The following is a 13,936-nucleotide window of genomic DNA, read 5'->3' as shown; positions in this document are numbered from 1 at the left end:
TCTTCTGTTCTAAACTAGAAGCGCACTTTATGTGCGGCGGGCCTCTAGCTCAGTTGGTTAGAGCATCGGACTTTTAATCCGAGGGTCAAGGGTTCGATCCCCTTGGGGCCTACACATCAAGAATCCCTCACCTCCTGGTGAGGGATTCTGTGTTTCAAGCCTTGTTGCCTCGGGTCAGGTTACGGCTGTGGTGTTTCAAAAACCACCAGGACAGGAATATCACGAGAGCTGGGTAGACGGCCTGACTTGTTGTGACTACTCGTTCCCACAAGCCTGCAGTGTGGATGTCGGGATTCGTCCATACGCCTAAAAACCCGATTGCGATAGCTCCAAGAATGAGCGTCGAGACAATAGAAGCAAGCGGTCGAACGATGGGGGGCCATTCACGACTAAACCGCATGCCAAACACGGGCCACACTGAAAAGATGACAAACGAAATTGTGGCAAAAACTCTGTGAGGCTCAGAAACTCCAACCAGCGGGGTGGGATAAATCGTGAGACCAATCGTTGCTAGCCCGCCCAGAAATATCAACACTCGAGCAGGTAAAGCTATCACCGTAAATCTCAGAGCGACAACGATGTCGATGAGTGCGCCAAGGATAAAAAAGCTTGATTGGAGATACCTCACCGGGGATTCAGGTGATGCCAATTCACTGATGGTTTGGGCTATGGGGTCATATCCAGGCCAGAGGGCGGCTGACAAGCTCCACCCCACTACGGACTGGACGGGCCCCAATACAGCTAAGAAAAGCAAAAATCGAGTGACCTGGTGAGGGTGAATATCAGCGCCAGTCATGTTGCCCCTTTCGCGTGAGAGCTTACGGGACTATCCAATTACTTGCTCAGCGAAATTAGTGTCGGTGATGGAAAGGCTGGAGGGCATCCTCGGGGATTTGCCCAAAGCGCCCGTAGTTGAAGTCATCCATGGCTTGAATCACTTCTGCCTTGGTATTCATCACGAAGGGCCCGTAGGCAACCACGGTTTCTTTGATGGGCTGGCCTCCCAGTAACAGGACATCAAAAGCGCCATTACGTGCATCTTGGATGCTGTCTGCCGTGAGAACGAGACGGTCTCCGTCCACAAACACGGCGAGCATGCCGGCACTGATCGGTGCGGAAGTTCCTCCCAGCTCGCCTTCACCCACGGTGCCCTGTCCGGCAAGTGCATAGGCCAGTGCGTTGAACTCAGGGTTCCAGGGAATCGACACTGAAGCTCCCGGGGCCAGGGTGATGTGGGCAATGGTCATCGGGGTCTGCGACTTCCCCGGTCCCACATGTCCATCAATTTCACCAGCAATTACACGAATGAGTGCTCCGCCGTCCTGACTGGAAATCAGTTCCACGTCGCCACCGGCAAGGTTCTGGTAGTTGGGTGCAGACATCTTCTTGGTCGACGGCAGGTTGATCCAGAGCTGAATACCGTGGAAGAAACCGCCAGCCATGACCAGTTCGTCGGGTGGAGTTTCGATGTGCAGAACGCCAGAACCAGCAGTCATGTATTGAGTGGCACCATTTTCAATGATTCCGCCACCACCGTGGTTGTCCTGGTGTTGGAAAGTGCCATCAATCATGTAGGTGAAGGTCTCGAAACCTCGGTGAGGGTGCCACGACGTTCCCCGAGGTTCATAGGGTGCGTATTCGACCTCACCCATCTGATCCATGTGAATGAAAGGGTCAAGGTCTTGATAAGGAATCCCTGCGAATGCGCGGGTGACGGGGAACCCGTCACCTTCGAACGCCTGTGGTCCACGTGTCACTGACTTCACTGCACGTGCTCGACCTACTGCGGGCGAGAGGTGGGGAAGCGTGAAGGTATCGGCGGTTACTGCGGGCATGTGCTGCTCCTTAGGTTCATCTCACGATAACTCGGAACGAGCCGGCTGTATTCCCCAGACAACAAGAAACGGCACCCCGAAGGGTGCCGTTTCTCTGTAACTAACGTTCTACTTACTTGCAGGAGCTTTCACAGCAGGCTTTGCAGCTGCTGGCTTCTTTGCTGGTGCTTTAGCCGCAGGCTTCGCTGCTGCCTTGGGAGCTGCCTTCGCTGCTGCTGGCTTCGCAGGAGCTTTGGTTACTGCTGGCTTTGCAGCTGCCTTAGGTACAGGCTTCTTGGCTACAGGCTTCGCAGGGGCTTTAGCAGCAGGCTTCGCAGGTGCCTTTGCAGCAGGTGCCTTAGTTGCTGCGGGCTTTGCAGCAGCCTTGGGCGCTGCTTTGACTGCAGGCTTAGCTGCCGACTTGGCAGGAGCCTTGGCAACTGCAGGCTTTGCAGCAGGCTTCGCCGCTGGCTTTGCTGCCGGCTTTGCTGCCGGCTTTGCTGCCGGCTTCTTCGCAACAGGCTTCTTCGCAACAGGCTTCTTGGTTGCAGCAACAGTCTTCTTCACCGTTGCGGTGGTCTTTGCTGCATCCTTCTTGATGGTCTCGGCTGCGTGAGCGAGATCCTTCTTCACGGAGGTTGCGGTCTTGGATGCATCCTTGGTCACGGTTGCGGTGACCTTCTTGGTGGTGGTTGCAGCAGTCTTGGTTGCTGAAGCAACATCAGTAGAGATGTTCTCTACCTTGTCCACGACAACAGCGGCGGTCGCGCCGGTCTTCTTAGCGCCAACGCCAAAAGCTTTTTTCAAAGAGGAAAGAAATGATGACTGAGCCATCTGGGAAACACACTCATTTCGATTGAGGAAAAGTTAGGTTTTAAGCGTAACCCGAGTGTTTCCTGAGAAGCCTTCGGCTAGACGCGAGCCGTCACATTGCCGAGATGCGCCAGCTGAGGCAGAACCTCAGTGCCGAGCAGTTCAATCGACCGCATGACATCGATGTGGGGAACGTTACCGATGTCCATGTGCAGGATGTGGCGATCGTGGTGAAGGGAGTCGTGAATGGCCTCGATGCGATCGGCCACCTCGTGGGGCGTTCCCACGATGATGGGGCCGATGCCCGTGGACTGCTCTTCGTACAGGTCACGGTCCGGCATGGGACGCCCGCGTTCTTCTGAAGCTTTGACAACGGAGGGAAGCCAGTGCCGATACATGGTCTCTGCGGCATGCACAGAGTCACGGGAAACGAGACCCCGGCCAGCCACGGCGACCTTCAACCGAGAAAGGTCGTGGCCAGCGGCCACGGCTTCTGCACGGTAGTGATCAACCAGGTGAGCATTCGCAGCGGGTGGATTACCCAGGAAGGAATAGATCGCACTGAAGCCCAGCTCGGCAGCACGGGTGGAGGATTCAGGTATTGCCCCCGTAGCGACCCACATATCCAGTGCTCCGTCCATCGGCCGTGGCCACACTCCCGGAACGTCGATGGGCGGGCGGTGCTTTCCTTGCCAGGAAATCTGACCGCCCTGGTTGAGCTGCCTGAGCAGGTGCAGTTTCTCGGTGAACTCCGACTGGACACCCGTGCGGTCGTGGCCATAGAGGTCATAGGACTCGAAAAATGCACCCGTGCCGAGGGTGACTTCCGCACGCCCATCCGAGAGCAAATCCAAACTAGAGAACTGCTCAAAGACACGAACAGGGTCATCGGTGGGGAGCACCGTGACGGCAGATCCCAATCGGATCTGTGACGTCACGGACGCAGCGGCGGCGAGCACGGTTACCGGAGCAGACAACGGGTAATCCACGCGGTGGTGTTCCCCCACGCCAAAGGAGGTCAGACCCACTTCATCTGCGAGACGAATGCGCTCGAGCAGATTTTTGTAAATGGTGTGCTCGGGAACATAGCGACCGGTCGCGGGATCGATACTGCTATCGCCAAAGCTATAAAGCCCTAATTCCATGACCGTCCCTTGTGTCCCCTACAGGGGACAAGTCGCGGAGAGACTGTTCTATTCCCGAAAGTGGGTATTACTTGTCTTGCGTGACGAGCCATTCGTGAGCACCTGCTGCCTCGGCACCCATGGCGTTCACGGTTGCACGGGTGCGCTCGCGCACTCCCGCATCAAACTCTGGGGACTGGCAGATGCCCTGAGGTGCATCGGATGCAACCGAGCACCAGCGATAGACGCCTTCTTGCTTATTGGTCGCGGCAGCCCAGGCCATGTCGCTCACACTCCAGGTGCCATCTTGGGCCTTGCTGAACTGTGCACGCATGATGAGGAATTCGTTGTTGACGGGGTAGTCACCCGACGACTCGCTAATGCCGTTCCCCAATGAGTAGACAATCCACTTGCCGTTATAGAACTCCATGGGCTGGATTGAGTGCGGGTGGTGGCCGTAAACCATGTCGAATTGACCACTATCAATCAAGGCGTGAGCATTGTTGATTTGTTGAATGTCTGCCTCGCTGGAGTATTCGGTCCCGGCGTGCTGCACGCCGATGACCACATCGGCGCCGGCAGCACGTGCCTGTGCGGCGCGAGCGATCATCACATCCGCATCGAGGGGGTAGTTCACTTGCCACTCAAATTCGTTGTAATTGCCATTGACGGAGAAGGTGTGTTCGATGAAGGCCACCTTGCCGGCTGGGGTCTCCATGATGAGAACTCCCGCAGCTTCTTCGGGGCTACGGTAAGAACCAGTGTGCTGGAGGCCGTTCTGGTCAAGCACATCCAACGTCCGGACTACTCCGGCATACCCCATGTCGACGGTGTGGTTACTGGCGGTCGTGCAGGCGTCATAGCCCAAGGCCTTGGTGGTCACCGCGAGTTCCCATGGGGTGTTAAAAATGGGGTAGCCCTGGGGAGCTTCACCCACCTGAGCTAACGGAGTTTCCTGGTGACAGATCGCGAGGTCTGCCTTGTTCAGATATGCGCTCTGTCCTTGGAGCAGAGGCATGAAGTCATAGTTGCGCCCCTGGGCGTCGGTGGGAATCACTGCGGGCTTCCAGAGGCCTGCGTGGAAGAGCATGTCTCCGGTGGCGGTAATGGAGAAGCACTCATCAGTGGGGCATTCCGGCCCCACCCCTGGATTGCGGGTGGGCGTGGGAGTGGGGGTCGCTGTCGGGGTAGGTGCTGCTTTCACCACGGGCGCCGCTTCTGGAGCACAGCCCGCCATCGTTCCGATCAGGACGGCGGCCAGCACGCCTGCAATAATTCCCCGTTTCATAGCTCCATTCTGGCAGAGCAGCCTGAGAAGAAAGTTCATGCTGAACAAGTAGCATGAGCTGGTGAGTTCAACCCAGCTTCCCCCCTCGAACTATGTCAGCGTTGCCTGGGATATTCGCACAGAATCCGGTGGCCTCACCATCACCCTGCTCCACCGCGCCGGCATCATGAGCCAGGCCGGTGCTGGACACGTGACCGTATTGACCTTCGATAACTACGCCGGTTATGCCGAGGTCGAGAAAGAACTGCGGGCCAATGGTCGCCTCATCGGCGATGTTTCCCTGCGAAATGTCTGGGATTGGCTGCGCACCGAAAGCATTCCTGCCCGCACAACTGGCGCCTCCACGGCAGTGAATGCAGCGTTCAGCCCCCTCGAGGATACCGAGAACTTCGAGACCACCGAACGCGCAGGACAGGTACTCAGTCGTACCCGCTATGCCGCCGACAACCTCACCGTGTTGCAGGTGGATCACTTCCGTGAAGACGGAACGCTGATGCTCAGCGACCGCCGGGATTTCCGCGAGCGCGGCGTCACGGGCGGTCGCCGCATCGTGCTCTGTGACAGCACCGGAGCACCGGTGAAGCTATGGAAGTTCCCGAACGATTTCTATCACTGGCTACTCGATCGCATGTACGGCACTATTCCCACCACCTACATCGTGGATAGTAAAACCGCGGTGGGAATGTTCGTGGGCTATCGCCGCAGAAATGCCCTCACGGTCCACGTCATCCAAGGTGCACACATCGAGCGCACCACGCCAGAGGGTCGCCCCGTGCTGTATGCAGCACGGCAGCGCGGCATCGAGAGCATTGCTGCCTTTGACCTCGTCGCTACCCTGACGAAGCGACAAAGGGCTGACGTGACGAGCATCGTGGGGGCCAGCCCCAACCTGGTTGTTATTCCCAACTCAGTTCCGCTTCCCGACCCCACCAGCATTCAGGTGGAGCGGCCCGTGAACACCGGCATCGTGGTGGCCGCCTTTGTTCCCCGCAAGCGCGTGCATCTCGCTCTCGAAGCTGTCGCGGCCGCACACCCTGGTACGTCAGATCTTCACCTCGATGTCTATGGCGAGGGCGAAACCAGACTCCGGGTTGAGCAACAAATTCAGGCCAGCTCCGCACAAGACATTGTCACTCTGCACGGTTACAGCACCACGGCTCTCGAGCAGACGAAAACCGCGAGCTTCATTCTGATTACCTCCGAGACCGAGGGCACTCCCCTGGTGCTGCTGGAGGGAATGGCTGCAGGGTGTATTCCGATTGCCTTTGATATTCCCTATGGTCCCAGCGGCATCATTCGTGACCGCGTTAATGGTTTCCTCATCCCCGATGGCGACACCGCCAGTATGGCGGCCGCCATCGCTGAGCTGCAGGCCATGCCTGCCGAAAAGGTCACGGTCATGCGCCGAGCAGCGATGGCCTCGGTGCAGTCCTTCAACGATGCTGCCGTGCTGAAACTGTGGGAAAAAGAACTCTCCTCCGCATGGAAGCACAAGCACGCGGCGTGGTGGCGCGCACTGCGGAAGTGGCAGGCATCGAACTCGGCACGGAAGTTTGCGCGAACTGCTCCAGAAATTGGGAGCAAAGCCCCTCCCGCTCCCCGGCGTTAGGGTTCTAGGCTGAGAACATGACGTCTCAGGATTCAGCCCAGATCATTTCAGTACCCACCTTCGGCACACCCGTTATTGATGAGTCGTGCTACATCGCCGCCGGTGCCCGCATCGCCGGCGACGTGACGCTGCAGGCCAACGTGGGTATTTGGTACAATGCCGTCCTGCGTGGCGACTACGAACCGATCGTGATCGGTGAGGGCTCCAACATCCAGGACAACGTCAGTGGCCACGTCGACACTGGCTATCCCCTCACCTTGGGCAAGAACGTCTCCGTTGGCCACAACGCCGTGATCCACGGCTGCACCGTGGAAGATGACTGCCTCATCGGTATGCATGCCACCGTGATGAACGGCGCCGTAATCGGTAAGGGTTCTCTCGTTGCTGCCGGCGCTCTGGTGCTGGAAGGAATGATTGTTCCTCCCGGCTCACTGGTCGCTGGTGTTCCTGCCAAGGTGCGCAGGGAACTCACTCCCGACGAGCAGGAGAAGGTCCGCCAGAACGCAGCGAACTACCGGATGCGTCTAGGCATCTATAAGGCTGAAGCTCCACGATAAGGCTTGATGATTTTCCGGCGTAGCGTGAAAGTCAGAATGCTCTGGACGGAAATCGAATATCGTATTACAATATTCGTATGTTGAAAAACGAATCGATCAATGGGGTTCCTGTCACCGAAGAGGACATCTCAGCATGGGTCGCCGAGGCTGAAGCAGGCATTGATGTCCCCGCCCTCAAGAAGCGGGGACGCGGACGGCCAGGAAGAGGTGCGGCCGCATCTCAAACCATTGCAGTCCGTTTGACAGCCGAGGAACTTGCCCGAGTCGATGAGCAGGCGCAGCGAAACCACTCCAGTCGATCAGACTTTATCCGAAGTGCGCTTTTGCAATACTCTGCATGAATATTCACCCTTCCGCACTCAAACACGGAATCACCGCAGAAGACATCATCCAGGTGGCTTCGTGGCCGTTGTGGGTTGATTATCTCGACGCCAAATCTCCATCGCGTCAACTGCGATTAGGTTTTGATACCCAGGGGCGAATGCTTGAAACAGTTGTTCTCGTGTTTGATAGCGGTAACGAACTCATCATCCACGCGATGAAGGCACGTCCCCATCTTCTGGATTTACTTGATCAGTAAGTCAATCCAGAGCACTGATTAGTGCGGAGCACGCTCCGCGGCCTTAACCACATTGGCCAACAGCATCGCGCGGGTCATGGGTCCGACACCACCCGGGTTGGGCGAAAAGTAGCCGGCAACCTCGGCAACTGCGGGGTCCACGTCTCCGGTGAGCTTCGCCTTGCCGGTTTCTGCGTTCTCCACGCGGGTAATCCCCACGTCCAGAACAGCAGCACCGGGCTTGACCCACTCAGGCTTCACGAAGTGGGGAACGCCCACCGCAGCCACCACCACATCAGCACGACGAATCTCTTCCTCGATGTTGACGGTGCGGGAGTGCGTCAGCGTTACTGTCGCATCGATGCCCTTGCGGGTGAGTAGAAGTCCCAGTGGGCGCCCTACGGTCAGACCGCGGCCCACCACCGTGACGTGCTTGCCCGAGAGGGGAACGTCATAGCGCTGGAGAAGCTCCACGATGCCGGCAGGTGTGCAGGGTAGGGGCGACGCCAGTTCGCCTTCAATGCCCATCACCAGACGCCCCAGATTCATGGGGTGGAGACCATCGGCATCTTTGGCAGGGTCAATGAGCTCGAGTGCTGCATGCTCATCCAAGCCCTGGGGAAGAGGGAGTTGCACGATATAGCCGGTGACAGCAGGGTCTGCGTTCAGCTTCTTTATCGCATCTTCAACATCAGCCTGTGTTGCTGTGGCAGGCAGATCAACTCGGATCGAGTTGATGCCTACTTCTGCACAGTCGCGGTGTTTACCCGCGACATAGGAACGCGATCCAGGGTCATCGCCCACCAGCAGCGTACCCAGGCCAGGGGTGATCCCCTGGGCCTTGAGCGCTGCAATACGGCCAGCGAGTTCACCCTTGACGGCAGTCGCAGTTGCGATGCCGTCCAGAGTGACTGCTACCACTGCTCGAGGCCTGGGTACAGGGGGAACTTCTCGGTCAAAACCTTGACGCGAGCCTTGAGTGCAGAGACATCTGCACCCGGCTTGAGAGCCTCGGCGATGACATCCGCCACCTCGGTGAACTCAGCGTCATCGAAGCCGCGAGTGGCCAGTGCAGGAGTACCAATACGCAGTCCTGAGGTGACCATCGGTGGACGTGGGTCGAAGGGAACAGAGTTACGGTTTACGGTGATGCCGGACTCGTGCAGCACGTCTTCTGCCTGCTGACCATCCAGAGGAGAGTTACGCAGGTCAACGAGCACCAGGTGAACTTGGGTTCCGCCGGTGAGTACGTCCACGCCCGCAGCCTTCATGTCGGCCTGTGTCAGACGGTCAGCAATGATCTGTGCGCCGCGCAGGGTGCGCTCCTGGCGGTTCTTGAACTCAGGAGTCATCGCGAGCTTGAAGGCGGTGGCCTTCGCTGCGATGACGTGCATGAGGGGACCACCCTGCTGTCCGGGGAACACCGCGGTGTTGAGCTTCTTGGCAAGTTCTTCGTCGCGGCTGAGGATCAAACCAGAACGGGGACCAGCAAGGGTCTTGTGCACGGTGGTGGAGACTACGTCAGCGAAAGGCACGGGGTTGGGGTGCAGTCCTGCTGCAACGAGACCGGCGAAGTGAGCCATGTCGACCCAGAGCTTGGCGCCTACTTCATCCGCAATCTTGCGGAATTCAGCGAAGTCGAGGTGGCGAGGGTAGGCCGACCAGCCCGCAATGATGACGGCGGGCTTGTGCTCGTGAGCGAGCTGGCGCACCACGTCCATGTCGACCAAGAAAGTTTCGGGGTCCACGCCGTAGGACACGGGGTTGTAGACCTTGCCGGAGAAGTTCAGCTTCATACCGTGGGTGAGGTGACCACCGTGAGCCAACTCGAGGCCGAGGATGGTGTCACCGGGCTGAGCAATAGCGTGCAGCACGGCAGCGTTTGCGGTGGCGCCCGAGTGAGGCTGCACGTTGGCGTAGGCGGCACCGAAGAGCTTCTTGGCACGCTCGATGGCGAGGCTTTCAGCCACGTCGACGAATTCGCAGCCACCGTAGTAGCGCTTGCCGGGGTAGCCCTCCGCGTACTTGTTGGTGAGGACTGAACCCTGTGATTCGAGCACAGCACGAGGAACGAAGTTCTCGGACGCAATCATCTCGAGGAAGTCGCGCTGACGGCCGAGTTCATCCTGCAGCACGGCAGCAATCTCGGGGTCTACCTCGGAGAGGGGGGCGTTGAAGGTGTTATATGAAGACACAGTGGGCTCCTAGGGATAGACCGGGACAAACCCGGTACAGGTTTTGTCGTTCATAGCCCAGGCGTTCGGCTAGATCCGCTCATTAATCGCTCCCTGATGGATACCCATCTCAACGCCAGTTGCGACCTTGTAAGTGTACCAAGGCTGGAGGCAATAATCTTGAAGCATGACTTCTGCAACGCACTGGGTACTCACCTTTGTTTGTGCCGATAAACCCGGCATTGTCCACGCGGTCAGTGGCGCCATTGTTGCAGCCAACGGAAACATCACCGAGAGCCAGCAATTCTCCAGTGAGGACACCGGAACTTTCTTCATGCGCTTGCAGGTGGAGACCATTGCGAGCCGCGAAGAATTTGAGCTTGCTCTGCAGCCCGTCACCTCTGCGTACGACATGGACTGGCGTCTAGACGTTGTCGGTCGCCCCTTGCGCACCCTGGTCCTCGCCACCAAAGCAGCTCACTGCCTCAATGACATGTTGTTCCGTCAGCGTGCAGGCCAACTTCCGGTTGACATCCCTCTGGTGCTCAGCAACCACGATGAACTCAGTGGCCTGGCAGGCTTCTACGGCGTTGCCTTCGAATCCATGCCGGTGACCACCCCCGCACAAAAGGCAGCTTTTGAACAGCGTCTGCTGGACGTTGTCGAAGAGCACGACATCGAACTCGTTGTCCTCGCCCGCTACATGCAGGTGCTCTCACCTGAACTGTGCCGCAAGCTCGAAGGCAAGATCATTAACATTCACCACAGCTTCTTGCCCGGCTTCAAGGGCGCCAACCCCTACAAGCAGGCCCACGCGCGCGGCGTGAAACTCATTGGTGCCACCGCACACTTTGTCACCAGCGACCTGGATGAAGGCCCCATCATTGAGCAAAACGTGGTCCGCGTCGATCACTCGCGTTCACCCGAAGAACTTGTCGCCATCGGCCAGGATGAAGAAAGTCGCACGCTGACCCAAGCGGTCAAGTGGTTTGCCGAAGACCGCGTGCTGCGCGATGGTCAGCGCACCATTATTTTCAAGTAGGTCAGCACTGGTGCGGGAATAATCCCGCCCGCTGCACGCTTTACTCTCTCAACAGCGGTGACACAGTATCGCTGAGAATGGGGATCATCATGGCGGCATCATCTAGCACCCAACCCGTGCTCTTTATGAGCCACGGTGCCCCCATGCTCGCCGATGATGCGACCTGGTCCAGTGAGCTCGCAGGTTGGTCGTCCACCATGGACAAGCCGCAGCAGATTCTCATGGTCTCGGCTCACTGGGAGGAAGCCCCCGCCACGGTGAGCTCCACTCGTGCCGATACTCCCCTGGTCTATGACTTTTATGGTTTCCCTAGCAAGTACTACGAGGTGGAATACAACACTCCTCCGGCGACCGAGCTTGCCCAGGATGTTCTGGGCGTCTTAGGCCAGGACGTCCAGCAAGATCTGGGCCGCGGTCTCGACCACGGGGCCTATGTGCCTCTGGCGGAGATGTATCCAGACGCAGATATTCCTGTGCTGCAGCTATCACTGCCCAGCTTGAACCCCGTTGACCTGTTCGAAATGGGTCAGAAGCTGGCGCCTCTGCGAGATGCGGGAACTCTTATCGTGGGGTCGGGTTTCACCACCCACAATCTGCGGTGGTTCAACCCTGGCTTAGGCCCCAACACTGCTCCACCTCAGGCCTCTGCCGAGTTTGATCACTGGGCTGCCGAAGCACTGGAGAACAAAGACGTCGACGCTCTGCTGAACTTCTGGGAGGTGGCCCCTGCAGCGCAGGAAGCCCACCCTCGGATTGAACATTGGGCGCCTCTGTATGTTGCCCTGGGGGCGGCGAGCGCTTCTGGTTTCGAGAACACCAGCGCGATTGAGGGCTTCTGGTATGGCATGTCCAAGCGGTCGTGGCAGTTCACCTCATAATTCTGTACTCCGCTCCCCAGCAAGTTCTACAAACCGTAGAATTACATTCATAAGTAATTCATAGGTTCCCCATAGGGTTCCTCCAGAGTCACCTGACATGTTTGTTCCAAGACCACCCTCGCCCCTATGCCTTCATCACGCACCGAACGCCGCTCTCCAGCCACGCCTGCACGCGCCGTGGCGATCAAGCGCGGCTATAAGGCGCGTCTGCGCCGGGGCGATCTGCTGGAAACCATTGTTTACTTCTCCGTCGCCATCGTTCTGGCACTGTTCCTTGCAGACGGGGGCGCCACCTACTTCCTGAACATCAAGGACGTGACCACCGGGCTCGGAATCGTGACCGGCCTGGTCGGTTCTGACCTGCTTCTGGTCATGCTGGTATTGGCAGCACGTATCCCCGTCATTGACCGCACGTTCGGTCACGACAAGGCTCTTGCCCTGCACCGCAAGCTAGGCAAGCCCGTGTTGTATTTGATCCTGGCTCACATGCTGCTGCTCATGATCGGGTATGGCATTGCCCAGGGACTCAACCCCCTCGCTGAAGCCATCGACATGATCGTCAACCAACAAGACATGTCCATCGCATTTATCTCGATGGGTCTGCTCATCTTGGTTGTGGTGACGTCTCTGGTTATCGTCCGCAAGAAGCTCTCCTATGAGTTTTGGTATGTGGTGCACCTGCTGAGCTATGCGGCTGTTCTCCTGGCACTTCCCCACCAGTTCACTCAGGGTTCCATGTTTGCGGAAGGCACCTGGGCTCGCGGATACTGGATGGCCCTCTATGCCGGCGCACTGGCTGCTATCACGATCTACCGCGTCATCATCCCCGTGGCGAGCTCGTTGCGTCACGACCTCCGCGTGAGCGAGGTCGTCGTCGAGGCACCTGGTGTGGTCTCCATCACCATGCGCGGCCGTAACCTCGAAGTCTTACGTGCACAGGGTGGCCAGTTCTTCAACTGGCGCTTCTGGAACGCGCGGATGTGGTGGGATGCCCACCCTTACTCCTTGTCTGCTCATCCCGATGGTCGTTCACTGCGCATTACCGTGCGTGATCTCGGTGCAGGAAGCTCCCGGCTTCTTCAGCTCACACCCGGAACCCGGGTGAGCTTTGAAGGCCCCTACGGTCTGTTCACCGATGAGGCTCGCACCACGACGAAGGCTGTCTTTGTTGGTGCCGGTATTGGGATCACCCCCATTCGTGCCCTGCTCGAAGGCTCCGACTTGGCTCCTCACGAGGCCACCGTGATCCTCCGCGGCAGCGATGACACGGACGTCTACCTCTGGCAGGAGACCTACGACCTCTGCGTGGAGAAGGCAGCGTCGCTGCGCGTCCTGGTCGGTCACCGTCCTCGGGGCATTAACACGTGGCTCTCTGCCGAGGCCTACGGCAAGGGTGAAACCCTGCTGAGCCTGGCCCCCCAGATCAAAGAATCCGATCTCTACATTTGTGGTCCCACACCCTGGACCGAACTCGTCATTCGAGATGCACAGCGTCTCGGACTCAAAGAACACCAGATCCACGCAGAAAGGTTTGATTTCTAATGCGCGCAGGTACTGCTTTCTTCGCTGGACTCGGTTCAGCAGCCATCATCGCCGTCGGCTGGCAGGCCGGGGTGGGAACTCTCGTCTCGTCCCTGCCACAGAGCCAGGCTGCCGCGTCGGGAACAACCACCACGGCAGCGTCAGGGACAGCGGGTACCGGAGCAGACGAATGGGGCAACGTCCCTACTGACCCGCTGACCACACCCGCTGCTGACGCTCCTGCCGCTCCTGCCGCTGCGACCGGCGGTGTGACAAATGGCACCTTTGACGGCGCCGTGATCAACACCCGCTATGGAGCACAACAAGTTCAAGTTGTTGTTGCGGGAGGAAAGCTCACTGACGTCGTGGTGTTACAAACTCAAACAGCCGACCGTAAATCTCAACAGATTAGCTCCCGCGCAAACCCCATTCTGCGCGAGGAAGCCCTCACCGCACAATCTGCCAAGATTGCCAACGTGAGTGGTGCGACCTACACCTCCCAGTCCTACATGCAGTCTCTGCAGTCCGCTCTGGACGCTGCTGGCTTCACTGGCTAA

General features: G+C 58.2%; 15 protein-coding genes, 1 tRNA gene and 1 riboswitch. Of the genes, 9 read left to right on the top strand and 7 right to left on the bottom strand.

What is annotated here, in order from left to right:
• Positions 1-38: 38 nt before the first annotated feature.
• Positions 39-112: transfer RNA gene (locus tag M2119_RS03290), tRNA-Lys, on the top strand.
• A 42-nt stretch (positions 113-154) separates the two neighbouring features.
• Here the strand turns inward: M2119_RS03290 and M2119_RS03285 are convergent.
• The 5 genes from M2119_RS03285 to M2119_RS03265 all read right to left on the bottom strand — a co-directional run bounded on the left by M2119_RS03285 (position 155) and on the right by M2119_RS03265 (position 5,039).
• Positions 155-796 carry a DUF998 domain-containing protein gene (locus tag M2119_RS03285; RefSeq protein WP_280803535.1) on the bottom strand — a complete coding sequence of 214 codons (642 nt, stop codon included), beginning with the start codon at positions 794-796 and terminating at the stop codon, positions 155-157.
• A 55-nt stretch (positions 797-851) separates the two neighbouring features.
• Entirely contained in the window at positions 852-1,835 is a 984-nt protein-coding gene (locus tag M2119_RS03280; RefSeq protein WP_280803534.1) for a pirin family protein, read from the bottom strand.
• 108 nt (positions 1,836-1,943) lie between these two features.
• Entirely contained in the window at positions 1,944-2,648 is a 705-nt protein-coding gene (locus M2119_RS03275) for a hypothetical protein (RefSeq protein WP_280803533.1), read from the bottom strand.
• A gap of 77 nt (positions 2,649-2,725) precedes the next feature.
• The gene (locus M2119_RS03270; protein ID WP_280803532.1) at positions 2,726-3,772 is read right to left on the bottom strand and encodes an LLM class flavin-dependent oxidoreductase; all 1,047 of its coding nucleotides are present in this window, start codon (positions 3,770-3,772) and stop codon (positions 2,726-2,728) included.
• Positions 3,773-3,839: 67 nt separating this feature from the next.
• Positions 3,840-5,039, bottom strand: coding sequence for a CapA family protein (locus M2119_RS03265; protein WP_280803531.1), 1,200 nt, complete (start codon positions 5,037-5,039; stop codon positions 3,840-3,842).
• Positions 5,040-5,100: 61 nt separating this feature from the next.
• Between M2119_RS03265 and M2119_RS03260 the strand changes: the two genes are divergently transcribed.
• The 4 genes from M2119_RS03260 (at position 5,101) to M2119_RS03245 (ending at position 7,785) form a co-directional block, all read left to right on the top strand.
• On the top strand, positions 5,101-6,648 hold the full coding sequence (locus M2119_RS03260; RefSeq protein WP_280803530.1) for a glycosyltransferase: 1,548 nt from the start codon (positions 5,101-5,103) through the stop codon (positions 6,646-6,648).
• 17 nt (positions 6,649-6,665) lie between these two features.
• The gene (locus M2119_RS03255; protein WP_280803529.1) at positions 6,666-7,205 is read left to right on the top strand and encodes a gamma carbonic anhydrase family protein; all 540 of its coding nucleotides are present in this window, start codon (positions 6,666-6,668) and stop codon (positions 7,203-7,205) included.
• 77 nt (positions 7,206-7,282) lie between these two features.
• Complete coding sequence (locus M2119_RS03250; protein ID WP_280803528.1) at positions 7,283-7,546, top strand: ribbon-helix-helix domain-containing protein; 264 nt, start codon at positions 7,283-7,285, stop codon at positions 7,544-7,546.
• A complete protein-coding gene (locus M2119_RS03245; protein ID WP_280803527.1) occupies positions 7,543-7,785 on the top strand; it encodes a toxin in 243 nt (80 codons plus the stop codon). Before M2119_RS03250 ends, M2119_RS03245 begins: the two co-directional genes overlap by 4 nt.
• Before the next feature lie 18 nt (positions 7,786-7,803).
• Here the strand turns inward: M2119_RS03245 and M2119_RS03240 are convergent, their stop codons facing one another.
• Complete coding sequence (locus M2119_RS03240) at positions 7,804-8,685, bottom strand: bifunctional methylenetetrahydrofolate dehydrogenase/methenyltetrahydrofolate cyclohydrolase (RefSeq protein WP_280803526.1); 882 nt, start codon at positions 8,683-8,685, stop codon at positions 7,804-7,806.
• Positions 8,679-9,959 (bottom strand): serine hydroxymethyltransferase, encoded by a 1,281-nt coding sequence (gene glyA / locus M2119_RS03235; RefSeq protein WP_280803525.1) that lies wholly within the window; start codon positions 9,957-9,959, stop codon positions 8,679-8,681. Before glyA ends, M2119_RS03240 begins: the two co-directional genes overlap by 7 nt.
• Positions 9,960-10,007: 48 nt before the next feature.
• A riboswitch (ZMP/ZTP riboswitch) is annotated at positions 10,008-10,092 on the bottom strand.
• A gap of 33 nt (positions 10,093-10,125) precedes the next feature.
• Here glyA and purU point away from each other — a divergent pair.
• The 4 genes from purU (at position 10,126) to M2119_RS03215 (ending at position 13,936) form a co-directional block, all read left to right on the top strand.
• Entirely contained in the window at positions 10,126-10,980 is an 855-nt protein-coding gene (gene purU, locus M2119_RS03230) for a formyltetrahydrofolate deformylase (protein ID WP_280803524.1), read from the top strand.
• Between the two features lie 89 nt (positions 10,981-11,069).
• Entirely contained in the window at positions 11,070-11,858 is a 789-nt protein-coding gene (locus M2119_RS03225; protein ID WP_280803523.1) for a dioxygenase family protein, read from the top strand.
• Positions 11,859-11,984: 126 nt separating this feature from the next.
• Complete coding sequence (locus M2119_RS03220; protein ID WP_280803522.1) at positions 11,985-13,400, top strand: ferredoxin reductase family protein; 1,416 nt, start codon at positions 11,985-11,987, stop codon at positions 13,398-13,400.
• Positions 13,400-13,936, top strand: a complete 537-nt coding sequence (locus M2119_RS03215) for an FMN-binding protein (RefSeq protein WP_280803521.1) — start codon at positions 13,400-13,402, stop codon at positions 13,934-13,936. The genes M2119_RS03220 and M2119_RS03215 overlap by 1 nt, the downstream gene beginning before the upstream one ends.

It is taken from the genome of Aurantimicrobium minutum (assembly GCF_029894165.1).
Classification (GTDB): domain Bacteria; phylum Actinomycetota; class Actinomycetes; order Actinomycetales; family Microbacteriaceae; genus Aurantimicrobium; species Aurantimicrobium minutum_A.
This window is presented reverse-complemented; position numbering and strand designations above follow the sequence as displayed.